Here is a 24,233-nt window from a genome sequence, read left to right as displayed (position 1 = left end):
AACGTGATCACGCCCGTCGAGGGAACGGCGAAGATCCGGATCACGCTCCCGCCCGAACTCGTGTCCTTCCTGCGCGGCGCGCGTGACCTCCTCCGCCGGCACGGCCTCCTCCTCGCCGCGCTCGGACTCGTCCTGCTGCAGACCGCGTGGAAGGCGTCCGTCGTCGCCGAGGCGTTCTTCAAGGAGGACGACTTCGAGTTCATGGCGCGCGCCGCCGAGAGCGGCCTCACCTGGGACTACCTCACGCGGGTCCACCACGGCCAGTTCATGCCCGGCGGCTTCCTGCTCGCCTGGGTGACCGCCCGGCTCGCGCCGTACGGGTGGGGCCTGGCGAGCGGCACCGTGCTCGCGCTGCACGCGTGCGCCGGCCTGGCCGTCTTCCGGATGCTCCGGGTGGTGTTCGGGCCGCGGCGGGCCGTCGTCGTGCCGCTGCTCGTCTTTCTCGTCGCCCCGGTGACCGTGCCCGCGCTCGCCTGGTGGGCGGCCGGCCTCAATACCGTGCCGCTGCAGATCGCGCTGCCCATGGCGGTCGCCTCGCACGTGCTGTACCTGCGCTCCGGGCGGGCCGTCCACGTCGCGGCCGCCGCCGGGTGGACGTTGTTCGGGCTGGCCTTCTTCCTCAAGGCGTTCGCGATCCCGCTCGTTCTGCTCGCGCTGACCGCCGTCTACTTCGGCGGCCCGCGCGCCGCGCTGCGACGGCACACCCGGGTCTGGCTCCTGTACGGCGGGACGCTCCTCGCCTACCTGGCGGTGTACCTGGTCCGCGTGGCGGCGGGCGACGCCGAGGGCGGTCGCGTGCCCGAGGTGGACGACGCGATCGGGTTCGTGTGGGGACTGGTCGCGCGCACGTTCCTGCCGACCGTGCTCGGGGGGCCGTGGAAGTGGTTCTCCGGCGGCGACTGGGCGGTGACGTCGCCGCCCGGCGTGCTCGTCGCGCTCTCCTTCGTGACGGCCGCCGCCCTGTTCGCCGGCACCGTGCGCTACCGCCGCCACGCCGCCGCCGCGTGGGGGATCCTCCTGGCGTACGTCGTGGTCGCGGACATCGTGCCGCCCCTCTATGGCCGCGTCTCCCTGGTGGGCTCCTTCGCGGGCAGCGACTCGCGCTACGTGGCGGACGCGATGCCGCTGCTCGCGCTGGTCGCGGCCCTCGCCGTGCTGCCCCTGGCGGGCGAGGCGGAACCGTACCGCAGGGCGCTGCCGTCCCGGGAGGTCGTCCACGGCCTGGGCGGCCTGGTGGTGGGCGGCTTCACGGTGGCCTCCCTGGCGTCCACGGCCGTCTTCGGCGGCCACCTCGGGAGCGCGCGGCGCCACTCCTACGTCGCGACCGCCGGGCGGGCCCTCGCCGCCGCGCCCGCCGACGCCGTCGTCTACGACCGGACGGCGCCCGCCGACGTCGTGGCCCCGTCCTACGGCTCGTACGCGCTGACGTCGCGGGTGCTCGGGCCGCTCGCGACGCCGAAGCTGCGCGAGCGGATGTACCGGCCCCCGGCGTCGCCCGTGGGGTTCGTCTTCGACGCCGCCGGGCGGCTCGTCCCGGCCGAGGTGAAGGGGGAGAGGACCGTGCCGACCACCCTCGACGGGTGCTGGCCGGCGTCCGGAGCCGCCGTCGAGGTGCCGATCAGGAGGCCGACCGCGGCCCCGGGCCCGGCCGGCACGCTGGTCCGGCTCGGCTACGCCTCGCGCGTGGCGGTCAGGGTGACGCTGTGGATCGGGGATCGAAGCACCGGGCTCTTCCTCAGGGAGGGCTTCGGCAAGGTCTTCTTCCTCGTACCGCCCGGCGTCGACCGGGTGCTGGTCACCGACGTCCCGGCGGGCAGCGGCTTCTGCACCGGCGACGTCACCGTCGGGGAGGCCGTGCCCACGCCATGACCCCGCCCACGACCCTGACGTCCAACCCGGTCCTCGCGAGCGCGGTCCGCGCGGCCGCCGCCCTGCTGCGCACGGCCGCCACGCGGCGCGCCCTGGCCCTGGTGCTGGTCGGCGCGGGCGGCTTCCTGCTGACGCTGGTGCCGCTGCTGCGCGGCTACGTGTACGACCAGGTGGTGCGCGCGCCGCTGGAGCGGTCGTCGGTCGCCCGCCTGTACGCCAAGTCGGCGACGTTCTTCGATCCGGCGACCCAGCGGACGCGCACCGGGCCGATCGTACTGACCCGTACGGTCACCGGCGACGCGAAGGCAGGGGACGACGACCACGCGGTGTGGATCGAGTTCGCCTCGCTCACCACCCTCGAAGGCGACCGGATCGGCTACCACGAGCGGCGGGTCGCCTTCGACCGGCGGACCGGCGCGATCGTCGACTGCTGCGGCGCGTACGTGGACGGCGACACCTCGGCCCGCCAGTCCGGCCTGGCCTTCCGGTGGCCACTCGGCGCGGAACAGCGCGACTACGAGTACTACGACGTCGAGGCGCGGCGGGCGCTGCCCATCACGTTTTCCGGTGCCGAGACGCTGAACGGCACGCTCACCTACCGGTACACGCAGCGCACCCTGCCGGTGAAGACGGAGGACGTGGCGACGCCGCTCCCCGGGCGGCTGCTCGGCCTGCCCATGACGCGCTCGGCGCCCGTCACCCGCTGGGCGGGGACCGAGCGGACGATCTGGGTGGAGCCGGTCAGCGGCGTCCCGGTCAAGACCGAGGAGCGGGTCCGGCACACCTTCCGCACCGCCGACGGCGTGGACCGGCTGGTCGCCCTCCAGGCGGACCTGCGCACGCCGGCGGAGGATCTGGCCGCGAACCTGGCCGAGGCCGAGGCGTTCGCGTCGTGGACGCGGTGGATCCGCGTGGTCCTCCCGATCGCCGGGGTCGCCCTCGGCGCCGTCCTGGTCGGCGCGGGGCTCCTGCTCCGCAGGTCAGCGTCTGCGGAGCACGAGGAGCAGGTTCCAGGTCACGACCTCGCGGACGCCCGGTAGGAGGACGACATGCCTGGCCCACCGGGGGTGATAGCGCGGGAGCGCCTCGACCAGCTCCGCGTCCCCCCGGAGGTGCTCACGGCGGGCCCAGGCGAGCATCTCGGCCACGGTCACCGCGTACATGCTCTCGCCGTAGACGTTCTTGGGACGACGGCCGTACCGGCGCTCGTAGCGGCGGGCCGCGCGGTGGCCGCCCAGGTAGTGCCACGGCGAGGTCTCGTGGCCGCCCCAGGGCGAGAACCAGCTCGTGTACGAGAGGTAGATGAGCCCTCCCGGCCGGGTGACCCGGACCATCTCGGCGGCCATCGCGCGCGGATCCGGAACGTGTTCCAGCACGTTGGAGGAGAAGCAGACGTCCACGGAGCCGGTGCGCAGCGGCAGGCAGAGGGCGCTGCCGAGCACCGCGCCCTCCGGCATCGCGCCGTCCCTGGCCCGCATCTCGCCCGCGTCGCAGTCGACGCACACCGTGCGCGCGCCGGCCTCTCGGAGGGCGTCGGCGAAGTATCCCGGGCCGCCGCCCACGTCCAGGACGAGCGCCCCGTCCAGGCGGGTGTAGCCGCGGAGCTGGGCGACCGTGTCGGCGGCGAGCATGCCGTAGAAGAAGTCGGGGTCGGTCTGCTCCTTGCGGAACGCGCTCAGCAGCCGGACCGAGCGACCGAGATCGGCGCGGAAGGGTGGGATGTGGGTCTCCACGCGGCGGAGCCTACACGGTATATAGAACGTGTTGCGATATAGAACGTGTTTCATTGACGAATTCTGCGGAAGGGTCCTCCATGACCGAGACGGACGTCGCGCGAGAGGGGCGGCCGGACGTCGTCCAGATCCGCATCCCCTCGCTGAGGCTGGGTCCGGTCGTCCTCGCGGCGCTCGCGCTGATCGTGATCTCGCTGGTGCTCAAGGCCGGGATGCTCGCGCGCGGCTACTTCATCGAGGACGACTTCCTCTTCGTCGGGGACGCGTACGAGCACGGCCTCACCTGGGACTACCTCACCCGGGTGCACAAGGGGCACCTCATGCCCGGCGCGCTCGCCCTCGTCTGGGTGCTCTCCCGGATCGCGCCCTATAACTGGTTCCTGGTCGCCGCCGTCATGCTGGCGCTGCAGGCGGCGGCGTCCGTGGGGATGCTGGTCCTGCTGCGCCGCCTCTTCGGCGACCGGGTCGGCATCCTCGTCCCGCTCGCCCTGTACCTCTTCGCGCCGCTCACCGTGCCCGCGCTGAGCTGGTGGTCGGCCGCGCTCAACGCCGTGCCGCTCCAGGTCGCCATGGTGTTCTCCCTGGCCGCGCACGCGCGGTTCCTGCGCGCCGGGACCGCGCGGCACGCCTGGCGCGGCCTGGCCTGGGCGGCCTTCGGGATGGCGTTCTCCACCAAGGGCGCCTTCCTGCCCCTCGTGACCTTCGCCCTCACCACCGCGTACTTCGGGGCGGACCGTACGCGCGGCTGGGCGCGGACGGCGGTCCGCGAGGTGCGCGCCCGCCCCCGCCTCTGGGGCGCGTACGCGGCGCTGCTCGCCGGCTACGCCCTGCTCTACCTCCTGCGGCAGGGGACCGCGGGGGAGGAGGGGGCGGGAGTCCCCAAGGCGGACGTGGCCCGCGACCTCGTCGGCTGGATGCTCGGCCGCACCTTCCCGACCGGGATCGTCGGCGGCCCGCTGAACTGGGGCGGCCTGGCCGGAACCGGAGGGTTCGCCGACCCGCCGATCGCCATGATCGTGGTGGCGTGGCTGGCGCTGGCCGCCGTGGTGGCGTTCACCTGCCTCCACCGCAGGGGCGCCTGGCGGGCGTGGACCGTCGCCGCCCTCTACGTCGTCGTCGCGGACGCGATCCCGACCATCCTGGCGCGGGGCAGGTACACGGCGCTGGTCGGCACCGAGACCCGCTACGTCGCCGACGCCGTCGTCGTCTTCGCCGTCTGCCTCGCGCTGAGTGCGCTGCCGCTCCGGGGCGAGGACGACGCCTACCGCAGGCGGCTGCCCGGCGTCATGCCGCTGACCACGGTCCTGCTCACCGTCGCGTTCCTGGTGGCCTCGGTGGCGTCCGTCAACGCGTACGGGAACACGCTCACCGCCGCCGACCGGGTCCGGCCGTACGTGGAGAACGTGGTGGACTCGCTGGCGCGGCTCCCCGAGGGCGCCCAGATCTATCCCCGGCCTGTTCCCGATCACGTGGTCCTGCCGTGGAACGGCGACCGGCGGCTGACCTCGCGCGTCCTCGCCCCGCTCGCGGACGAGGCGGTCCGGGCCCGGATGCGCGACCCCGCCCCGGCCGAACAGCCGTATGTCGTGGACGACTCGGGGAAGATAGTGCCGATAGATCACCTTTTCGGGTACTTCGACATGGCGGAGAACCTGAACGGGGACGGCGGCAGGGCCACGGGGACCACGGGCCGCCGCGCCGCGGGCAGGGAACGGACGTGCTACGAGCTGCGGTCCGGCGCCGTCGCCTTCCCCGTCGAGGCGCTCGGCGGCCCCGAGGGGGTGGGTGCCCTGTCGTACCGCAGCGCGCGTCCCGTCACGGTCGAGGTGTCCCTGGGCACGGTGACCCGGCGGATCGACCTGCCCGCGACGGGGGAGAACCGGCTCGTCTACTTCCCCCACCCGGGGGCCGGGACGGGGCTGCGCATCGCCCTCGACGCCCCGGAGACCGCCGGGTTCTGCCTCAAGGCGGTGGCCTTCGGCGCGGCGGTCCCCGCCGAGTCCCGCTGACGGCGACCCGGTCAGGGAGCGGGTTCGAGGGCCCGCTCCCTCGGCTCCGCGGACCGCGGCGTGTTCACGTAGCGGATCAGGCGGCGGGCGGGCTCCTCGACGAACCGGTAGGTCAGGTGCGCGACCAGGACGGTGAGCGCGGCCACCGGGACGAAGTTGAGCAGCAGGTCGCCGGTCCAGGTCTGCTGGCCGGTGAACTCGTACCACAGGTAGAGGACGACGAACTGCCAGAGGAACACGCCGTAGGAGATCCGGCCGAGGTGGCTCATCACCCGGTTGCCGAGCAGGGAGCGCACGACGTTCGGCCGGTCGGGCTGCAGCGCGGCCGGCGCGACCAGGCAGAACGCCACCGTGGTGTAGAGGACCTGCTCGAACAGGCCGGTCCACAGCCCGTCGATGCCGACGAACCGCGCCCCGGTGACGGGCGTCGAGGCGATGACGTACGCCAGGGCCGCGACCAGCCAGAGGGTTCCGGTGGACGAGGTGACGGCGTGGCAGAGGCGGCGCGGCAGGCCGTCCTCCAGACGCGCCCAGGCGGCGAGCACCGCGAGCATCATGCCGGGGACGAAGAACGTCCACGAGCGCGGCAGCCACAGGTTCATCCAGGGCCGGTACTCGGGATGGAACTCGAAGATCGTGTAGACGTACGAGAGCGCCCCGACGGCGGCGAGGCCGACCAGCAGCCGCCTGGCCCGGCGGCCGACGTCCGTGACGCCTCCCCTGGTCGCGTACGCGCGGAGCAGCGCGGCCATGATCGGCAGGGTGAGGTAGAACGCGACCTCGACCGAGAGGCTCCACATCTGGCCGAGCCCGCGGGGGCCGAGGCCGAACCACCAGTGGTCGATGTCGTAGTTGTGCAGGAGCAGCAGCATCTCGGTCCACGTCCACGCGTCCGTGCGGTGCTCCTCGGCCCAGAGCAGCAGGGCGACCACGACGACCAGCCAGTACGCCGGCATGATGCGGAAGAACCGCTTCCACAGGTAGGTCTGCGTGTCCGGCTCGCGGCCGCCGGCGAGCACGGACTGGGCCCACGGCCGGTACAGCAGCAGCCCGGACAGCGTGAAGAAGATCGGCACACCCACCTCGCCCCGGGCCAGCAGCCCGCCGACGAAGCCGTTGCGCAGCGCGGCGCCGGTCTCGATCGCGACGTGGAACAGCAGGACGCCGAAGGCGGCGAGCGCGCGGATGCCGTCGAGCGACGTCTCGTGCCCGCTGACGGAGGGCAACCCGACCGGCTCGGGAGACCCCGGCGCCGGCTCGTTCGGAAGGGCGGTCGGAGGGAGGGAGAGCGGGCCGTTTTTAGAACCTGTTTCGGTCACTTTTCCGCATCCCTCGTGACGTGGATCACTCTCCGCACTAACATATCGCGAAATAGAACCGGTTTTCAGAACAAAACGGCAGACGATGCCTTCACCCCCCAGGAGGAGCGATGCGCCGCTTAGTTGGTGTGGTTCTGTTGGCAGCCGGCGCGTTCTTCATCGTTCTCGCACCGCTGGTCAAATTCGTGGTGGCGGGCAAGCTGATCCAGGCCCCGGCCGACCAGTACGGAGTCACCTATCTCAAGGCGGAGAACGCCCAGTACTTCAGCATCCCGGACCTGAAGGTGCTCACCGGCACGGTCGACATCACGGTGACCACCCGCGGCGACGTCAAGGAGGCGAAGGACGACCACGTCGTCTGGGACCAGTTCACCTCCGTCAGCGACGTCACCAACGGGCGGCCGGGCATCTCCATGACGGAGTTCCGCAGTGCCTTCAACAAGTACGACGGCGTCGGCGTGAACTGCTGCGGCGCGAACGTGGACACCGAGCCGGTACAGCTCGAGGGCCAGATCTACCTGTTCCCCTTCGGCGTCGAGAAGAAGACGTACAAGGTCTTCAACTCGTCGACCCGCAAGGCGTACGACGCGGTGTTCGCGGGAGAGGACACGGTCGAAGGCCTCTCGGTCTACAAGTTCGTGCAGAAGGTGCCGCCGACGGTCGTCCAGAGCCTCAACGTCCCGGCCTCGGTACTCGGCATGACGGAGACCGGTGACGTCGCGGCCGACCGCGTGTACGACGGCGTGAACACGTTCTGGGTGGAGCCGAGGACCGGCGCGCCGGTGAAGCAGGAGCAGCAGCGCCACGAGGTGCTCAAGACCAGCGACGGCGTCGAGCGCATGCCGGCGTTCGTCGCGACCGCGGTCATGACGCCGGAGACGGTCAAGAACCTGGCCAAAACGGTCCGCGACAACCTGAGCCAGATCACCCTCATTTCCACCGCACTCCCGCTGGTCTCGCTGATCCTGGGCGTGGCCCTGGTCCTCGGCGGGATCGTGCTTCTCCGCGTCCCGTCGTCCCGCGAGGCCTGATGGGGCGCGGAGGCGCGCCCGTCCGCCCGCCGGTGGCACCGCCGCCGGCGGGCTTTCGCGCGCGGAGGTCTCTCGCGGTCGGGCTGCTGCGGGCCTGCCGTCCCCGGCAGTGGCTGAAGAACGTGCTGACGTTCGCGGCCCCGGCCGCCGCCGGGGTGCTGACGACCGGGCCCGGGGCGCGCGGCTCGCTCATCGCGTTCGCCGCGTTCTGCCTGGCGGCCAGCGCGACGTACCTCTTCAACGACGCCGCCGACGTGGAGGCGGACCGCAACCATCCGCGCAAGCGGTTCCGGCCGATCGCCGCGGGGATCGTGCCGGTCCCGGCGGCGCGGGCGGCCGGCGCGGTGCTGCTGGTCGCGGGCCTGGCCGTCGGCCTGGCCGGGGGGTGGCGGCTCGGCGCGGTCGTCGCGGGCTATCTCGTGCTGACCTTCTGCTACACGATCTGGCTCAAGCACCAGCCGGTGGTCGATCTCGTCGCGGTCGCCGGCTGCCACGTGATCCGGGCGTACGCGGGCGCGGTGGCGGTGTCGGTGCCGGTCACGAGCTGGTTCCTGGTCGTGATCACACTGGGGTCGCTCCTGCTGGTCGCGGGCAAGCGGGAGGCCGAGCTGCGCGCGCAGGAGCGGAAGGGGGTGAAAGTTGCAAACCCCGCGAAGAGCCGGAACGCCGGCAAGGCGCGGGAAACCCGCTCGACGCTCAGCGTGTACACCACGTCCTATCTGGCCGGGGTCCGCTCCATGACCTCGGGCGCGATGATCGTGACGTACTGCCTGTGGGCGCTTCAGGAGCACCAGGGGGCGGCCCTCGGCCTCCATGCGCTGAGCATCGTCCCGTTCGTCCTCGTCGTCCTGAGACACGCGCTACTTGTGGATCGCGGCATAGGGGAGGAACCTGAGGAACTGGCCCTCAGGGACCGGCCGCTGCAGGTCTTCCTCGGCCTGCTGCTCCTCCTGCTCGCCATCGGGATCTACCTCACATGACGCTTCTGACCGGCTGGGGACGCACCGCCCCCACCCCCGCCACGCTCGCCCGCCCCCGCTCCGCCGACGAGGTGGCGGCGCTGGTGAAGGAGAACACGGCCGGGCGCGGGCTCCTCGCCCGGGGCCTCGGCCGCGCGTACGGCGACGCGGCGCAGAACGCGGGCGGCACGGTCCTGGACTGCACCGCCCTGCCGCCGTCCTGGACGCTCGACCCGGAGGCGGGCGAGGTCACCGCGTCGGCGGGGACCAGCCTGCACGACCTGATGAATGCCCTGGTGCCGCGCGGCTGGTTCGTACCCGTCACGCCGGGCACCCGGTACGTCACCGTGGGCGGGGCGATCGCCGCCGACGTCCACGGCAAGAACCACCACGTCGACTCGTCGTTCGGGGCGCACGTGCGCTCGCTGACCCTGGTCACGGCCGACGGGAGCGTCCGCGTCCTCGGCCCGGCCGACGACCTGTTCTGGGCGACCGTGGGCGGCATGGGCCTGACCGGGGTGATCGTCGAGGCGACCTTCGCGTGCGTCCCCATCGAGACGTCCCGGATGCGGGTGGACGTCGAGCGGACCCGCGACCTGGACGAGACGCTCGACGTGATGACCGCGACCGACGACCGCTACCGCTACACCGTGGCCTGGATCGACCTGATGGCCCGCGGCGGGCGCACCGGCCGGAGCGTGCTCACCCGCGGCGACCACGCGACCCGCGAGGACGTCCGCGGCGTGGTGCGCGGCGACCCGCTCGCGTTCGCTCCCCGGCAGCGCCTGGCCGCGCCGCCCTGGGTGCCGGACGGCCTGCTCAACCGGGCCACCGTCGGCGCGTTCAACGCCGTCTGGTACGGCAAGGCGCCCAAGGCCAGGCGAGGGCTGATCCAGGGCGTCACGCCCTTCTTCCACCCGCTGGACGCCGTCGCCGGCTGGAACCGGATGTACGGCTCGGGCGGCCTGGTGCAGTACCAGTTCGTGGTGCCGTTCGGCGCGGAGGACACCCTGCGGCGGGTGGTCGGGACCCTGTCGACCCGCCGGGTGGTGTCGTTCCTCACGGTGCTGAAGCGGTTCGGCGTGGGCACTCCCGGCATGCTGTCGTTCCCGATGCCGGGCTGGACGCTGGCGCTGGACATCCCGGCGGGCGTGCCGGGGCTGGCCGGGCTGCTGCGGACGTTCGACGACTGGGTCGTGGAGGCGGGCGGGCGGCTCTACCTGGCCAAGGACTCCCGGACGTCGGCCGCGTCGGTCGCCACGAGCTATCCCCGGTTGGAGGAGTGGCGCGCGATCAGGGACGCCGCCGACCCGGACGGCGTGTTCCGGTCGGATCTGGCCAGGAGGCTGCGGCTGTGAACCGGCCGTCGCATGAGGAGGGGTGGGCGTGAGGAACGCGCTCGGTTCGGTGGACACGGTGCTGCTGCTGGGCGGCAGGAGCGAGATCGGCCTGGCGATCGTGGCCCGGCTGGTCCGGGACGGCGCGAGCCGCGTCATGCTGGCGGCGCGCGGCGGCACGGTCCCGGACGAGGAGCTGGAGCGGCTGCGGCGGCTCGGCGCCGAGGTGCACGTGGTCGACTTCGACGCGTCCCGGCCCGAGACGCACCAGGACGTGATCGACACGGCCGCGGCCAAGCTGGGTGATCTCGACGTGGTGATCCCGGCCTTCGGCGTGCTCGGCAGCCAGGCGGCCTACGACCGGGATCCGGAGGTGGCCGCCCGCGACGTCGCGGTCAACTTCGGCGGCCACGTCTCGGCCGGGCTCGCCGCGGCGCGCCGGCTGCGCGAGCAGGGCCACGGCACGCTGGTCGTGCTCTCCTCGGTCGCCGGGGTGCGGGTCCGCCGGGCCAACTTCGTGTACGGCTCGGCCAAGGCCGGCCTGGACGGCTTCGCGCAGGGGCTGGGGGACGCCCTGCACGGTTCGGGGGCGCGGGTGCTGATCGTCCGCCCGGGATTCGTGATCGGGCGGATGACCGAGGGGATGACGCCCGCGCCGATGGCGGTCGGCGTGGACGAGGTCGCCGACGCGGTGATCGAGGCGCTCAGGTCGCGGGCGCGGGTGGTGTGGGTCCCGGCGCGGCTGCGGCCGGCCTTCACGGTGATGCGGCTGCTGCCCCAGGCGATCTGGCGGCGGATGCCCCGCTGACGGCGCGCGGGAGGCCCCCGGGGCGGGTCGCCGGAGAACCGCCGGGCGACATATCGGAAACGATCTATATAACGCGTTCTATTTGACTGCCGAGCTCTGGTTACTGATCAGTAGCGTGGCGTTCAGAAAAGCCGGAGAAAGGTTCTCACTAGAACACGTTGCAGTCTGGTGGGGCCCGGCATACAGTCGGGCCATGCGGACACGTGTCACCGACATGTTCGGGATCGAGTTCCCGATCTTCGCGTTCAGTCACTGCCGTGATGTCGTCGCCGCGGTCAGCCGCGCCGGCGGCATGGGAGTGCTCGGCGCCCTCAACTTCACCCCCGAAGAGCTCGAAATGGAGCTCAAGTGGATCGACGAGCACGTCGGCGGCCGGCCGTACGGCGTGGACGTGGTCATGCCGGCCTCCTACGAGGGCGCGGACCTCGGCGTCGACTCTCCCGCCGACCTGCTCGCCCGGCTCCAGGGCATGATCCCGGCCGGGCATCGCCAGTTCGTCGAGGACCTGCTGGCCCGGCACGACGTGCCGCCGCTCACCGGGGACGACCCCGGCAAGGTGCTGCTCGGCTGGACCGACGTGACCGCGCGGCCGCAGGTCGAGGTGGCGCTGCGGCACCCGATCGCGCTGCTCGCCAACGCCCTCGGCCCGCCGCCCGCCGACGTGGTGGAGCAGGCGCACGCCCACGGGGTCAAGGTGGCCGCGCTCGCCTCCACGCCCCGCCACGCGGTCAAGCAGGTCGAGGTGGGCGTGGACGTCGTCGTCGCCCAGGGCACCGAGGCCGGCGGCCACACCGGCGAGATCTCCACGATGGTGCTCATCCCCCAGGTGGTGGACGCGGTGGACGTGCCGGTCTTGGCCGCGGGCGGCATCGGCGACGGGCGCCAGATGGCGGCGGGCATGGCGCTCGGCGCCGAGGGCGTGTGGACCGGCTCCATCTGGCTCACCGTCGAGGAGGCCGACACGCCCGAGCTGGCCCGGCAGCGGATCCTCGCCGCCACCTCCCGCGACACGGTGCGCTCCCGGAGCTGGACCGGCAAGCCCGCCCGGCTCCTCAAGAACGAGTGGACCGACGCGTGGGAGTCGGCGGAATCGCCCGGCACCCTGCCGATGCCGCTCCAGTTCATGCTGATCTCCGACGCGCTGCGCCGGATCGGCCGGTCGGACGCGGGCGAGCTGGCCACGTTCCCGGCAGGCCAGATCATCGGCACGATGAACCAGGTCAAGTCGGCCAAGCAGGTCGTCTTCGACCTGGTCGAGGGCTACGTGGAGGCCATGGACCGCCTCGGCCGTATCTCCGACGACTGAGCGGCCACCGACGACGAAAATCTCCAGAAATCGGACTCACCGGCTCCGCGATCAAACGTTATCGCCGTGTGCTCATTCCCTTGTGGTGATCTGCGGTAAAACGTGACTCCCAGCATGATTTTCGGCCGCTGCGGGGAGATGCCGACCTCACAGAGGAGCGGAGCCGGTGGAACCGAGAGCTGGCGCGGGCGCCCCGTCGAGGAGCTTCGAGATCGAACTCCCTCGCTGGTTCAGCGTGGCGTTCCTGCGCCGGTAGGCGCTGCCGTCCGCCGCGCTCGCGCTCGTCGCGGCGCAACTGCTCTGGAAATGGTCGCTGTTCGGTCGCGGCTACTTCTGGGGCGACGACTTCGCCTTCGTGGCCAGGGCCGCCGAGCGCGGCCTCGGGTGGGACTACCTCACCGCTCCGTGGGGTCCGAAGCTGCTGCCCGCCGGGTTCGCGCTCGCGTGGGTCGTCACCCGGATCGACGCGTACGGCTGGGAGCTGGCGAGCGGCGCGCTGCTGGCGCTCCAGGCCGCCGCCTCGCTCGCGATGTACCGGCTGCTGCGGGTGCTGTTCGGGGCTCGGCCGCTGATCCTGGTGCCGCTCGGGCTGTACCTCTTCACGCCGCTGACGCTGCCCGGCCTGCTGTGGTGGGCCGCCGGGCTCGAACTGGTGCCGCTGCAGCTCGCGATCTGCATGGCGCTCGCCGCACAGGTGCACTACGCGCGCACCCGCCGGATCCGGCACGTCGTCGCGGTCGCGGGCTGGTACCTGTTCGGGCTGGCCTCGTTCTTCCTCAAGGCGGCGGTCGGCATCCCGCTGCTGCTGTTCCTGCTCACGAGCGCGTACCTCGCGGCGGGTCCGTGGGCGCGCGGCTGCTGGACCGCGCTGCGCCGGAACCTGCCCGTCTGGGGCGCGCTCGCCGTGGTCCTCGCCCCTGCGGCTGTGCTGTACGCCGTCACGGCCGACACCGGCCACCAGCCGGTGCGCCTGCCCGGAGCCGGCGAGACCGCGCTGTTCGCCGCGCGGCTCCTGGGCGAGACCTTCCCCACCACCGCCCTCGGCGGCCCGGACACCTGGTTCGGCGGGCTGGTCGCGCCCTCCTGGTGGGGCATCGCGCTGGCGTGGGCGGTGCTCGCGCTGTACGCGGCGGCGACGCTGGTCCTGCGGGCGCGGGTGGCCCGGGCGTGGACGACCCTGCTCTCCTACCTGGTGGTCGCCGACCTTCTCCCGGTGCTGCTCGGGCGCGGCGCGTTCGAGGCGCAGGCCCTGGAACCGCGCTACGTGGCCGACGCCGCCGTCGTCTTCGCCCTCTGCGCCGGCCTGACGATCCTGCCGGTGGGGGAGGAGACGCGGCCGTACCGGGCGCTGCCGCCGCGCGGCCTCGCCGTCCCCGCGGTCTCTGTCGTGCTGGTGGGCGTGTTCCTCGTCGCGTCGTACGCCTCGGCGGACGCGTACACGGGGCAGTTCGCGGCGCAGCGGGCGCGGGCGCGCGGCTACGTCGAGGCGGTCCGGGCGACCCTGGCGGCGGCCCCGGCGACCGCCGACGTCTATCCGCAGCCGCTCCCGGAGGACGTGCTGATCTACGGGTTCGGCGAGGGCAACCTCAGCTCGCACCTGCTCAGCCCGCTCGCCCCGGAACCGCTCCGGGACCGGATGCGCCACCCGCGCCCCACCGCCGAGCCGCTGGTCCTGGCCGAGGACGGCCGGAGCCTGGTGCGCCGCGCATCCTCGGCGGCTATGCCGCGCCCGAGCGGGGGAGCCGGTGCTTCCCCCAGGAGGACGGCACGGTGACGCTCCCCGTGCGGTCCGACGGGGCGTACGCCGTGGCCGGGTTCACCTACGTCGCGGAGCGGGCCACCGCCGCGACGGCCCGGCTCGGAACGGCGCGGGCGGAGCTCTCCCTGCGCGCGGGGCAGGCGGGGGTCTACTTCCCCGCCACGGGGACGGGATCCGCGATGACGCTCACCCTGGCGGACCCGTCGGTGGATCTGTGCGTGACCGGGGTGGTGCTCGGGATCCCCGCCCCGAACACCACCCCGTGACCCGGCCCAGCGACCGCGTTGCCGCTCGTGAAAGACGACGTGCTCGACCACGTTCGGCTGCACGTCATGAGCTTCCTGAAACCCTAGGAGGCACGCCGACAGATCGCGCTGCTCGCCTCCCGCGGACTCGCCACCAGGCTGTGGTCAGCGGGGAGAGGCCCGCCGGTAGCCGATCGCCGCGGCGAGCTCGGGCACACCGGCCACGCGGGGATGCCGCTCGGCCAGCTCCACTGCTATTTGCCGGATCGCGGACCGGTCGCGGACCTCGCTCGGAGCATGCCCATGCGCCGCAAGCAGGGCTGACGCCGTCTGCTCAGGCTTGCGCCACTGCCACCAGGCGCGCGCCAGATCGGTGTGCAGACGTCCACGCCGCTCGGGCGTTGAGAACTGGGCCGCACGTAGGACACGCCCAGCATGCAGGGCGGCGCCGGCATCGCCCAGGGACCAATGCACGCCGACCTGATAGAGGGTGACGTGCGCAGGGGTGACGGTGAACGGCTGGCCTGGCACCGGATAATCAGGCAGGGTGACGGTGGCGCGCTGCGCCTCTCGGATCATCTCCAAGGCACGGTCGCGATCCCCCGCCTGCGCAGCTGTGTAAGCGCTGGTGCAAAGGATCTGAGCGTAGGTCGCCGACTGGGCTTGGGTCCTGAGGCCAGTCATCTCCAGGGCGGACAACGCATCGGAGGCGAGCTGGTCGGCGACACGGTGGCGGCCGTCGTGCCGGAGCACGATGCCCAGGGACCGCGCAGCGGCGGCTTGGGCGATCGGCGAGCCGGATTGCCTCGCGTACAGCATCGCCCGGTCCGCGGTCACCCTGCTCGCACGGGTGGCACCGACCTTGTTGAGCGCCTCCGCGGCGAGGTCGTAGCAGGCAGCCAGCCGCGCCGTTGAGGCGGGCGTGCCTTCGCGGTCGGTCGCCTCGTGGGCGACAGCGAGCAGATCAGGCAGATCAGCGACGAGGCGGGACACGGCCCCCATGTCGAACTGGTGGCGCGCGCGGGCGAGGCGAGCCGCTACCTCTCCGGAGTGAGCGGACCGTGCCGGCGACGGCAGCAGTACCAAGGCGTCTTCAAGACTGGCCAGCAGCCCAAGCGGGATGATGCCTGCGAGGAACGTGCGTCGACGCATGGGGTCATCCTCTATCGGCTGGGCCGTCGTTGTCGCTACCCGCGCGGCGGTGAGGCCCAAAAGCTCGCCCAGAACCTCGACGGGCACGTCGAGCACGGACATGACATGGTGCAGGATCGCCATGTCCGTCGATGCGCGTTTGCTGGTCTCCAGCCGGGAGATCGTCGACGCCAAGTATCCGACGTGCCGGCCGAGGTCGGCCTGCCTCCAGCCGCGTAGCTGCCGGGCGAATTTGATCGCGCCGCCGATGTCACGAGCTGCGATCAACGACCGTGCTTGTGGAGAGCACCACACGCTGTCATGTGCGCCCATCACGGCTCCCGAAGGTCGCCCGGCCACCCCGGCTGTGAGTACCTTCCGTGACTGATCATGATCGGATGGTCAGCTCGTCGGCTTCATGGTAGGCCGATCGCCACTGCTGTCCAGCCCGTTTGCAAATTCTGCATTCGCCCGTGCAACCCGTGAAAATCCACTTCTCTGCGCGACATGACGGGATTCTCCTTGCAAATGGCCGCCCTGAACGGCCGTCCGCCCCATCGCTGCATCAAGCCACGATGAGAGGAGAACCGCTGATGTCGTCTCCCACCCGAACTCTCGGCCGCTGCGAGATCACCACGCCTGCGGCCGGCACCCACACCGCCGACACCCGGCTCATCCCCGCCTACTACACCGACGCCGCCGCCAGCCCATACGTGGCCGACCTGCTGGCCCGCTGCCGCACGGTGTTCGACATCAAGCCCGTCATGTGCGCTGACCTGGACACCCCCGGAATTCTGGCTGTCGCCAGCGGCGGTTTCGTCGCCGACGACGCCCATGTGGAGGGCCTGGTCATCGTTCAGGCCGGAGCCCGCATCGAGGCCGGCGCCCACGTCGTCGGCCCAGTGCTCATCTGCTCGGGCGCAGTGGTGGCAGCCGGGGCGCTGGTGCGTGACCACAGCGTGATCGGCCCCGGCTGCCGCATCGGCTTCGCCGCCGAGATCACCCGCAGCCTCCTCGTCGCGGACGTGCTGGCCAAACACCCCTGCTTCGTCGGCGACTCCGTCATCGGGCGAGGCGTCAACATCGGCGCATTCTGCTCGACCACCGGGCTGCGCTGCGACCGAGGGCCGGTGGCCGAGCCCGCCACCGAGGAGATCACCATCACCCTGGACGGGCAGCGGATCGGCACCCGGCAGACCAAGTTCGGGGCCGTGATCGGCGACGGCGTCGCGCTACCAGCCGGGACCGTGCTGTCACCGGGCACCCTGATCGGCCCCGGAACCGTCATCTACCCCCGCGACCACGTGGGCGGCTTCCTGCCCGCCGGCGCCCGGGTGCGGTGAGACACCATGACCAGCAACAGCACCCCGACCGGCAACACTCACGGCAGCGGTTTGAACGCCGTGGTGAAGGCCACCGGCGGTATCCCGCTGAACGGGCGGGTACCGGTGCAGGGCAGTAAGAACATCGCGCTGCACCTGTACGCCGCCGCGCTGCTCGCCGACGCCCCCGTCGTGCTGGCAGGCGCCCCGGACATCCTGGACACCGACGTGTGCGCCCGCATCCTGACCGCGACCGGCACCCCCGCCCGCTTCTGGGGCGGCCGCCTGTCCATCACCCCCGCCACCGCCCTGACCCCGGTGATCGACCCGCTGCTCGGCGGCCGTGTGCGCACCACTGCGGTGCTGGCAGCCGCCGTGCTGGCCCGAGCCGGGCAGGTGACCTTCCCCGCGCCGGGCGGGGACGCCTTCTGCCAGCGCCGCATCGACCGGCACTTGGCCGCCATGCGCGCCGCCGGGGCCGAGGTCACCGGCGACGGCCACCTCATCCGGGCGGTGTGCGCACGCGGCGGTGTGCGCCCGTTCCACGTCGACGTGGCCACGCCGTACGGGCCGAGTCTGGGTGCCACCGTGACCGCGATGCTGCTGGCCGCCCGTGCCAACGACACCTCGTTGATCACCAACCCGTCGATCGAGCCCGAGGTCACCGAGACCGCCCGCTTCCTGGCCCAGCTCGGCATCACCGTCTCGTTCGACGGCACCGGCCTGTACGTGGCTGGCAGCGACCGGACCGGAGGCGGCACGTTCGCCGTGGCCGCCGACCGGATCGAGGCGGCCACCCTGATCATGGCTGCCGCCGCGACCGGTGGCCGTGTCCAGCTGGACGGCGTCACCACCAGCGCCCTCCCCGAAGGGCTGCTGCAGACCCTGGGGGCGGCGGGCGTCCACCTGGCCGACGAACCCAGCGGCCTGGTGGCCAGCGTGCCTGGCGACCTACAGGCGGTTCGGGTGGCCACCGGGCCGCACCCGGGCCTGCCCACCGATACGGCCCCGCAACTGGCCGCCCTGCTCACCCAGGCCCGCGGCGGCTCCGCGGTCGACGAGCGCGTCTACCCGCGCCGCGACACCCATGCGGCCGGGCTGCGCCGCTTCGGCGCCGACGTGCACGCCACCGGCACCACCGTGCACGTGCGCGGCCCAGCCAGCCTGCGCGCCGCCCACGTCGAGGGCGGCGACATCCGGGCGGTGACAGCTTTGCTGATCGCCGCACTGGCCGCCCACGGCACCTCTACCATCGCCGGGATGTACCACCTGCGGCGCGGCTACGGCAGCCTACCGGCCAAACTCGCCGCGCTCGGAGCCGACATCACCATCCACGATGTGGAGGCAGCCTGATGCCCACAGACTTCACCCTCGACGACACGAGCCGCCTGGCCGAAACCCTCCGCCAAGCCGTCGACGGCCGCGTCACCCCGGGCGGCGTCATCGTCTGCGGCACCCGCGACGGCGAACGGCACGTCATCACCGCCGGGACCATCGGAGAGGAAGCCAGCGGAGCGCCCGCCACCGAGCACACCCTGTACGACATCGCCTCGCTGACCAAGGTGGTGTCCACCTGGCCGCTTGCTGGCCAGCAGCTCGACGCCGGCCTGCTGAAGCTCGACGCGCCGGTACGCGACTTCCTACCCGTCTTCTCCGGCGAGGCACCCAGCGGTCAGGCGACCATCCGCCAACTGCTCAGCCATACCAGCGGGCTGCGCGCGGCCACCCGGCTGGACCACTACCGCGGAGCTGAGGCACCCCTGCACGAGCTGCTGTGCCGCGAGCCCCTGGAGGACGAGCCCGGCACCCACCGCTACATCAACCGCGGCTACATCCTGCTCGGCCTCGCCATCGCGCACATGGCCGGACTGCCGCTGGAGGCTCTCGCCGACGACCTGTGGGGCCAGATCGGCATGACGTCCACCTGCTACGGCCCCGTCGCCCGACGGCCTGACGTCGCGCCCACCGAGCAGCGCATCCCGGGCGCGCCCCGCATCTGGGGCAGCGTCCACGACGAAAACGCCGCCCTGCTCGGGGGTATCGCCGGGCACGCCGGTGTCTTCGCCACCCCGTTCGATCTGGCCCGCTACGCCGAGCAGCTCCTGGCCGCGTACTCCGATGGCCAGTCGGAGCTGGGCGGGTGGCTGCGCGCCAGCCTCATCGGTCAGGTGACCATCGAGCCGGGCGTGCAGCGCGGCCTGGCGTGGATCCTAGCCGACGACAGCCGCCTCGCCTACCACCACGGCTGGACCGGAACCAGCCTCTACCTCGCCCCGCACGACGGCCGCTACGTGGTGATCTGCACGAACGCCGTCTACTACGGGTACGGCCGCGGACGCCTGGCGCCGCTGCGCGACCTGGCCCTGAAAACCCTCTCCGCCGCTTGAACGAAGGGATCCGATCATGGGTGAGCAGCTATCCCAGCACACCACCCTCCGCCTCGGCGGACCCGCCCAGGAACTGCTCACCCACACCGACCCGGCCACCTGGCCCGACCTCGCACACGCTGCCCGCCGGCATCCCAACCCTCCCTGCACGCTCGGCGGCGGCAGCAACATCCTGGCCGCCGACGCCGGATACCCCGGCCTGGTGATCCGCATGGCCACCACCGGCATCAGCGCCCGGGCCGTCGGCGACGGCGCGGTCGAAGTGACCGTCCAGGCCGGGGAACCTCTGCAGCACCTGGTCCGCTACACCGTGGCCGAGCACCTGTCGGGCATCGAGTATCTGGCCGGGATCCCCGGCAGCGTCGGGGCCGCTCCGGTGCAGAACAGCGGCGCCTACGGCCAGCAGATCGCCGACACCCTGACCGCCGTCACCGCCCACGACTGGCGGTCGGGGCAGATCGTCCACCTGCCGGCCACATCCTGCGGCTTCGGCTACCGCACCTCGCGTTTCAAAACCGAGCCCGGGCGGTGGACCATCCTGGCCGTCACCCTGCGCCTTACCCGCAGCCGCCACGCCGCACCCGTGACGTATCAGCACCTGGCCGACACGCTTGGTGTGCCGCTCGGGACCCGGCCGCCGCTGGCCGAGGCCGTAGACGGTGTCCTGGCAGACCGACGCTCCCGGGGCCTGCTGCTTCCCATCGACGGTCCGGACGCCCGCCAGGTCGGATCGGTCTTCCTCAACCCTCCGCTCACCCCCAACCAGGCGGCCATGGTGGGGGCCTCCGGCGGACCGCTCAACCGCCACGACAGCACCGACGGGCGGCAGATCGTCCGTGCCAGCGCCGGATGGCTTCTGCAGCAGTGTGGTCACCACCCAGGTCAGCGCCTGGCCCCGGGCGTGTACTGCTCTACCCGGCGCACCCTCACCTTGGTTGCCAGCGACGGCGCCACCGCCACGGCGTTCGCCACCGCGCTGCGCACTCTGGCCGGCCAGGTCATGCGGCAGACAGGAATACGGCTACGCCCGGAACCCGTCATGGTCGGTCATCACATATAGCTACATGATCACGGTGCTCTCGGCCGGATTCGAACCGGCGTTTCCGAGTCCCTTGCGGGTGCTCGGTGTCCTGGGCCGCTAGACGAAAAGAGCAAGTAGCGTGCTCATGATCTCACAGAAAGAACGCCCGCCCTCCCGTCACGGGGAGGGCGGGCGTTCTTCCCGCCGGTGACGGGGGGCAGATGGTCACCGGACGCCCCCGCCCATGTCCGGGCGCCGTCGGGCGTTGGCTCGGCCGCCTCGTCGAGCACCAACTCCATGAAGTGGTCCCGCGGGAAGGCCGTGACCCGGGTCAGCGGGCCACGGCGTAGAACGTGTCGGCGATGTTGCCGTACCCGTGGCCCTTCGGCAGCCAGACGCCGGGCACGTTGGCGATCCAGCTCCGCGCCACCAGCTCCCAGACGTTGCGCGGCCAGCCGAACGGCGTGTCCTCGGTCCAGTTCTTGGACTGCCAGTCGGCGTTGACCTTGGCGACCTTGAAGCCCCAGGCGCCGTAGTTGACCTTCAGGGTGCTGTTGAGCGTGTCGTTGAGCAGCACGGACTGCTTGGCCTGGCTCTTGCCGTCGTCGCCGAGCAGCCAGGCGGCCACGCCCGGGTTGTACCAGTCCATGCCGATCAGCCGGGTCGAGCGGTGCGCGGCCAGCTTCAGGCCGCCGACGACCTCCGGCATGTGGAGGGCGGCCGAGGCGGTGCCCTTGAGCATGCAGCCCGTGTTCGCGCCGCCGTCGGGCGTGATGCAGCCGTAGACGTCCTGCGCGCCGATGCTGACGGTCACGTACCTGACCTTGGCGCCGTTCTCGCGCAGGAACTTCCTGGCCGCGGCGAGCTGCGACTTCGCGCCGTCGTACGAGCAGACGCCGCCCTGGACGAAGGACTTGGTGGTCTCGCCGAGGCAGCCGAGCTTGACCAGCCGCAGCGTGGGCTCCTCCGCCCTGAGCTTGGCGTAGAGCTGGTCGGCGTAGCCCTCGTCGGTCGGGACGGTCGCGTTGTCCTGTCCGAGCGGCTGCGCGCCGACGGAGAGGGAGTCGCCGAGGGCGAGGTAGTAGGTCACGTCGTCGGCCTGGGCGGGGGCGGCCGGGGCGAGCGCCAGCAGGGCGGCGCCGACGGCGGTCGTGATCGCGATACGCGGGGGCATCGTGACGTCCTCCTCGGGGGGTGAACCAAGCTACTGCTTGGTAATGGCGGGAGGGATCGTAACGTGCCCCCGGTGTCGCGAACAGTCCCAATTCACAACGGTCGCGACGCCCCTGTCACGCTCCGCGGTAAACCGGCGGGCGCTTCTCCCGGAAGGCGAGCGCGCCCTCCTTGGCGTCCTGCGAGCCGATGACCGGCCATCCGATGGCGTCGGAGACCTCCAGCGCCTCGGCCTCGCCCATCCCGAGCGTCTCGCGGTACGTCCGCAGGATGGCCTGGACGGCGAGCGGCCCGCACGCGGCCACCTCCGCGGCCAGCTCGCGGGCGTGCTCCAGGGCCGTGCCGTCCGGGACGACCCGGTTGACCAGGCCCATCGCCAGCGCCTCGGACGCGGTGATCGCCCGGCCGGTGAGCAGGATGTCCATCGCGAACGCGTACGGGATCTGGCGCGGGAGCCGGATGGCGCAGCCGCCCATCGGGAAGAGCGCCCGCCGGGCCTCGAACAGGCCGAGGGTGGCGCTGTCGGCGACGATCCGCAGGTCGGTGCCGACCAGCAGCTCGGTGCCGCCGGCCACGGCGTACCCCTCGACCGCGGAGATGATCGGCTTGGTGGGCAGGGACGCGGTGTCGCGGAGCAGGCCCTTCCAGTGGTAGTCCCCGATCTCGGCGGCCCGCCGGCGGGTCCGCTCGTCGCCCGAGGGCGACCCCATGGCCTTGAGGTCGGCTCCGGCGCAGAACGTGCCGTTCGCGCCGGTCAGGATGCCCACCCGGACTTCCGGCTCGGCCGAGATGTAGGCCCACGCGTCGGCCAGGCCGACCAGCATGTCGGTCGAGAGCGCGTTCTTGGCCTCGGGGCGGTCCATTGTGACGATCACGACGGGGCCGTCCCTCTCGACCCGGCAGTGCGGCGTGCTGATCGGCAGGAGATCCACGGACACCTCCGCTTAGTCAAGCGCTTGGTCACGCAAGAGAGAACCTGATCCTAGATCGGCCCCGCCCGCCGCCGCCAGATTGACAAAACGAGCGCTTGATCGGCGAGCATGCCCGGGTTAGTCTGCCCGCAACGTACTAGAACCGATTCTCGTTTGGCATCGCCGGTCGGGCCAGGGGCCGACACAGCCTGGCGTGTTCTGGGGGCAGAAACAGGGGGAGAGACCGCGCCGCGACGGAGTCCTCGGCTCACGGATGGGGCGCGCCGAAACGCACCGGACAGGGAGCATGGACATGGGCTCGCTTGGTTTCTGGAGGATCGCGCAGGCCGATCCGGACTGGATCGCCGCGGTGGATCCGGACGGCACGGAACACCGGGCGGGAGACCTGCTCGCCCGGGCGAACCGTCTGGTCCACGGCCTCCGTGAGCTCGGCCTCCAGCCGGGGGACGGCATCTGCGGACTGGTGCCCAACGGCGTGGACGGCCTGACCCTCTATCTCGCCGCGTTGCAGGCCGGGTGGTACTACACCCCCGTCAACTGGCACCTGACCGGACCCGAGATCGGCTACATCGTCGCGGACAGCGAGGCCAAGGCCTTCTTCGTCCACGAGCGGTACGCGGCCGAAGGGGCGAAGGGCGCCGAGGAGTCCGGCATCGCGCCGGAGCGGTGCTTCGCGTTCGGCCGGGTCGAGGGGTTCCGCCCGTTCGCCGAACTGACCGACGGCCGCCCGGACACCCTCCCCGAGAACCGCACCGCCGGCGCGACCATGCACTACACCTCGGGCACGACCGGCCGCCCCAAGGGCGTGCGGCGTCCGCTCAGCGGCCTGGACCCGGACGACGCGGCCGAGTTCCTGTCGTTCCTGCTCGGGTTCTTCGGCATCACGAGCGGACGGCCCAACGTCCACCTGGTCACCTCGCCGAGCTACCACACCGCGGTCACGCAGTTCGGCGGCACCGCCCTGCACATGGGGCACACCCTCGTCTACATGGACAAGTGGGACGCCGAGGAGACCCTGCGCCTGTGCGAGAAGTACCGGGTCACCAACTCCCACATGGTCCCGACGCACTTCAAGCGGCTGCTGTCGCTGCCCGAGGAGACCCGCCGCGCGTACGACCTGTCCTCGCTGCGGTGGATGATCCACGCGGCCGCGCCCTGCCCGGTACCGGTCAAGCTCCAGATGCTGGAGTGGTGGGGCGACGTGATCTACGAGTACTACGCGGCCACCGAGGGCGGCGGCACGATCGCGACCCCCGGGGACTGGAAGAAGCACCCGGGCACCGTGGGCAACGCCTGGCCGATCAGCGAGATCCTCATCGTGGACGACGACCTGCGTGAGGTGCCCGCCGGCACCCCGGGCACCGTCTACATGAAGATGGCCGGCGCCGTCTTCGAGTACAAGGGCGACCCGGCCAAGACCGAGGCGGCCCGGTTGCCGGTGGGGGTGGGTGCCCGAAGGGGGGTCGGGGGAGACACTGACTACTTCACCGTCGGGGACATCGGCTACCTCGACGAGGACGGCTTCCTGTTCCTCTGCGACCGCAAGGCGGACATGATCATCTCGGGCGGGGCGAACATCTACCCCGCCGAGATCGAGAACGAGCTGCTGGTCCACCCCAAGGTCGCCGACGCCGCCGTCTTCGGCATCCCGGACGACGAGTGGGGCGAGCAGATCAAGGCCGTCGTCGAGCCCGCGCCCGGCTCCACCCCGGGGCCCGAGCTGGCCGCCGAGATCCTCGACTCGCTCAAGGGCCGCCTGTCCAAGATGAAGTGGCCCAGGAGCATCGACTTCATCGAGGAAATGCCGCGCGAGCCGAACGGCAAGCTGCTCAAGCGCAAGCTCCGCGACCCCTACTGGGAGGGCAGGGACCGTGCCATCTGACCCGCCGTCC

At 72.0% G+C, this 24,233-nt stretch carries 20 protein-coding genes and 1 tRNA gene; 15 read left to right on the top strand and 6 right to left on the bottom strand.

Going from position 1 to position 24,233, the window contains the following annotated elements; genetic code table 11:
* Positions 1-3 precede the first annotated feature (3 nt).
* Positions 4-1,869 (top strand): hypothetical protein, encoded by a 1,866-nt coding sequence (locus AWQ68_RS00560; protein WP_157544728.1) that lies wholly within the window; start codon positions 4-6, stop codon positions 1,867-1,869.
* On the top strand, positions 1,866-2,909 hold the full coding sequence (pgfA, locus tag AWQ68_RS00555; RefSeq protein WP_066932861.1) for a cell envelope lipid trafficking protein PgfA: 1,044 nt from the start codon (positions 1,866-1,868) through the stop codon (positions 2,907-2,909). Before AWQ68_RS00560 ends, pgfA (AWQ68_RS00555) begins: the two co-directional genes overlap by 4 nt.
* Here the strand turns inward: pgfA (AWQ68_RS00555) and AWQ68_RS00550 are convergent.
* Complete coding sequence (locus AWQ68_RS00550; RefSeq protein ID WP_245655682.1) at positions 2,850-3,602, bottom strand: class I SAM-dependent methyltransferase; 753 nt, start codon at positions 3,600-3,602, stop codon at positions 2,850-2,852. The genes pgfA (AWQ68_RS00555) and AWQ68_RS00550 overlap by 60 nt on opposite strands.
* A gap of 80 nt (positions 3,603-3,682) precedes the next feature.
* Between AWQ68_RS00550 and AWQ68_RS00545 the strand changes: the two genes are divergently transcribed.
* On the top strand, positions 3,683-5,611 hold the full coding sequence (locus AWQ68_RS00545) for a glycosyltransferase family protein (protein WP_066932858.1): 1,929 nt from the start codon (positions 3,683-3,685) through the stop codon (positions 5,609-5,611).
* 11 nt (positions 5,612-5,622) lie between these two features.
* Here the strand turns inward: AWQ68_RS00545 and AWQ68_RS00540 are convergent, their stop codons facing one another.
* Positions 5,623-6,930 carry an acyltransferase family protein gene (locus tag AWQ68_RS00540; RefSeq protein ID WP_157544726.1) on the bottom strand — a complete coding sequence of 436 codons (1,308 nt, stop codon included), beginning with the start codon at positions 6,928-6,930 and terminating at the stop codon, positions 5,623-5,625.
* A gap of 110 nt (positions 6,931-7,040) precedes the next feature.
* On the opposite strand from AWQ68_RS00540, the gene pgfA (AWQ68_RS00535) reads away from it, so the two are divergent.
* From pgfA (AWQ68_RS00535) to AWQ68_RS00505, 7 genes are all read left to right on the top strand, one after another.
* Positions 7,041-7,961, top strand: a complete 921-nt coding sequence (gene pgfA / locus AWQ68_RS00535) for a cell envelope lipid trafficking protein PgfA (protein WP_066932852.1) — start codon at positions 7,041-7,043, stop codon at positions 7,959-7,961.
* Positions 7,961-8,941: a decaprenyl-phosphate phosphoribosyltransferase gene (locus AWQ68_RS00530; protein WP_084463521.1), complete on the top strand. Its 981-nt coding sequence runs from the start codon at positions 7,961-7,963 to the stop codon at positions 8,939-8,941. Before pgfA (AWQ68_RS00535) ends, AWQ68_RS00530 begins: the two co-directional genes overlap by 1 nt.
* Positions 8,938-10,278 (top strand): decaprenylphosphoryl-beta-D-ribose oxidase, encoded by a 1,341-nt coding sequence (gene dprE1 / locus AWQ68_RS00525; RefSeq protein WP_066932849.1) that lies wholly within the window; start codon positions 8,938-8,940, stop codon positions 10,276-10,278. The genes AWQ68_RS00530 and dprE1 overlap by 4 nt, the downstream gene beginning before the upstream one ends.
* A gap of 28 nt (positions 10,279-10,306) precedes the next feature.
* The gene (gene dprE2, locus AWQ68_RS00520; RefSeq protein ID WP_066934066.1) at positions 10,307-11,065 is read left to right on the top strand and encodes a decaprenylphospho-beta-D-erythro-pentofuranosid-2-ulose 2-reductase; all 759 of its coding nucleotides are present in this window, start codon (positions 10,307-10,309) and stop codon (positions 11,063-11,065) included.
* A gap of 193 nt (positions 11,066-11,258) precedes the next feature.
* Positions 11,259-12,371 (top strand): NAD(P)H-dependent flavin oxidoreductase, encoded by a 1,113-nt coding sequence (locus AWQ68_RS00515; protein ID WP_066932846.1) that lies wholly within the window; start codon positions 11,259-11,261, stop codon positions 12,369-12,371.
* Positions 12,372-12,726: 355 nt separating this feature from the next.
* The gene (locus AWQ68_RS00510; protein WP_066932843.1) at positions 12,727-14,145 is read left to right on the top strand and encodes a hypothetical protein; all 1,419 of its coding nucleotides are present in this window, start codon (positions 12,727-12,729) and stop codon (positions 14,143-14,145) included.
* Positions 14,142-14,396 (top strand): hypothetical protein, encoded by a 255-nt coding sequence (locus AWQ68_RS00505; RefSeq protein ID WP_066932840.1) that lies wholly within the window; start codon positions 14,142-14,144, stop codon positions 14,394-14,396. The genes AWQ68_RS00510 and AWQ68_RS00505 overlap by 4 nt, the downstream gene beginning before the upstream one ends.
* Before the next feature lie 144 nt (positions 14,397-14,540).
* On the opposite strand, the gene AWQ68_RS00500 is transcribed toward AWQ68_RS00505, so the two are convergent.
* Positions 14,541-15,839, bottom strand: a complete 1,299-nt coding sequence (locus tag AWQ68_RS00500) for a helix-turn-helix domain-containing protein (protein WP_066932837.1) — start codon at positions 15,837-15,839, stop codon at positions 14,541-14,543.
* Between the two features lie 260 nt (positions 15,840-16,099).
* On the opposite strand from AWQ68_RS00500, the gene AWQ68_RS00495 reads away from it, so the two are divergent.
* Genes AWQ68_RS00495 through AWQ68_RS00480 form a run of 4 tightly spaced genes read left to right on the top strand, consistent with a single transcriptional unit; the run spans position 16,100 to position 20,275 of the window.
* Positions 16,100-16,849, top strand: coding sequence for an LbetaH domain-containing protein (locus tag AWQ68_RS00495; RefSeq protein WP_066932772.1), 750 nt, complete (start codon positions 16,100-16,102; stop codon positions 16,847-16,849).
* 6 nt (positions 16,850-16,855) lie between these two features.
* Entirely contained in the window at positions 16,856-18,181 is a 1,326-nt protein-coding gene (locus AWQ68_RS00490) for a UDP-N-acetylglucosamine 1-carboxyvinyltransferase (protein ID WP_066932769.1), read from the top strand.
* Positions 18,181-19,215 (top strand): serine hydrolase domain-containing protein, encoded by a 1,035-nt coding sequence (locus AWQ68_RS00485; protein ID WP_066932767.1) that lies wholly within the window; start codon positions 18,181-18,183, stop codon positions 19,213-19,215. Before AWQ68_RS00490 ends, AWQ68_RS00485 begins: the two co-directional genes overlap by 1 nt.
* A 16-nt stretch (positions 19,216-19,231) precedes the next feature.
* Positions 19,232-20,275: a UDP-N-acetylmuramate dehydrogenase gene (locus tag AWQ68_RS00480; RefSeq protein WP_066932765.1), complete on the top strand. Its 1,044-nt coding sequence runs from the start codon at positions 19,232-19,234 to the stop codon at positions 20,273-20,275.
* Between the two features lie 14 nt (positions 20,276-20,289).
* Here the strand turns inward: AWQ68_RS00480 and AWQ68_RS41885 are convergent.
* The 3 genes from AWQ68_RS41885 to AWQ68_RS00470 form a co-directional block, all read right to left on the bottom strand.
* A tRNA-OTHER gene (locus tag AWQ68_RS41885) sits at positions 20,290-20,368 on the bottom strand.
* Positions 20,369-20,567: 199 nt separating this feature from the next.
* A complete protein-coding gene (locus AWQ68_RS00475; protein ID WP_066932762.1) occupies positions 20,568-21,410 on the bottom strand; it encodes an SGNH/GDSL hydrolase family protein in 843 nt (280 codons plus the stop codon).
* A 115-nt stretch (positions 21,411-21,525) separates the two neighbouring features.
* The gene (locus tag AWQ68_RS00470) at positions 21,526-22,341 is read right to left on the bottom strand and encodes a crotonase/enoyl-CoA hydratase family protein (protein WP_066934062.1); all 816 of its coding nucleotides are present in this window, start codon (positions 22,339-22,341) and stop codon (positions 21,526-21,528) included.
* Between the two features lie 292 nt (positions 22,342-22,633).
* Between AWQ68_RS00470 and AWQ68_RS00465 the strand changes: the two genes are divergently transcribed.
* A complete protein-coding gene (locus AWQ68_RS00465) occupies positions 22,634-24,223 on the top strand; it encodes an acyl-CoA synthetase (RefSeq protein ID WP_066934057.1) in 1,590 nt (529 codons plus the stop codon).
* The last annotated feature ends 10 nt before the right edge of the window (positions 24,224-24,233 follow it).

This window comes from Microtetraspora fusca, from assembly GCF_001570365.1.
Lineage (GTDB): Bacteria > Actinomycetota > Actinomycetes > Streptosporangiales > Streptosporangiaceae > Microtetraspora > Microtetraspora fusca.
The sequence above is the reverse complement of the archived record's forward strand: the minus strand, read 5'-3'. Positions and strand labels throughout refer to the sequence as shown.

Coding starts and splice junctions, on each gene's coding strand:
- AWQ68_RS00465 (WP_066934057.1), top strand. CDS start 22,634: ATGGGCTCGCTTGGTTTCTGGAGGATCGCGCAGGCCGATCCGGACTGG.
- AWQ68_RS00500 (WP_066932837.1), bottom strand. CDS start 15,839: ATGGGCGCACATGACAGCGTGTGGTGCTCTCCACAAGCACGGTCGTTG.
- pgfA (WP_066932852.1), top strand. CDS start 7,041: ATGCGCCGCTTAGTTGGTGTGGTTCTGTTGGCAGCCGGCGCGTTCTTC.
- pgfA (WP_066932861.1), top strand. CDS start 1,866: ATGACCCCGCCCACGACCCTGACGTCCAACCCGGTCCTCGCGAGCGCG.
- AWQ68_RS00475 (WP_066932762.1), bottom strand. CDS start 21,410: ATGCCCCCGCGTATCGCGATCACGACCGCCGTCGGCGCCGCCCTGCTG.
- dprE1 (WP_066932849.1), top strand. CDS start 8,938: ATGACGCTTCTGACCGGCTGGGGACGCACCGCCCCCACCCCCGCCACG.
- AWQ68_RS00485 (WP_066932767.1), top strand. CDS start 18,181: ATGCCCACAGACTTCACCCTCGACGACACGAGCCGCCTGGCCGAAACC.
- AWQ68_RS00490 (WP_066932769.1), top strand. CDS start 16,856: ATGACCAGCAACAGCACCCCGACCGGCAACACTCACGGCAGCGGTTTG.
- AWQ68_RS00495 (WP_066932772.1), top strand. CDS start 16,100: ATGTCGTCTCCCACCCGAACTCTCGGCCGCTGCGAGATCACCACGCCT.
- AWQ68_RS00530 (WP_084463521.1), top strand. CDS start 7,961: ATGGGGCGCGGAGGCGCGCCCGTCCGCCCGCCGGTGGCACCGCCGCCG.
- AWQ68_RS00545 (WP_066932858.1), top strand. CDS start 3,683: ATGACCGAGACGGACGTCGCGCGAGAGGGGCGGCCGGACGTCGTCCAG.
- AWQ68_RS00515 (WP_066932846.1), top strand. CDS start 11,259: ATGCGGACACGTGTCACCGACATGTTCGGGATCGAGTTCCCGATCTTC.
- AWQ68_RS00480 (WP_066932765.1), top strand. CDS start 19,232: ATGGGTGAGCAGCTATCCCAGCACACCACCCTCCGCCTCGGCGGACCC.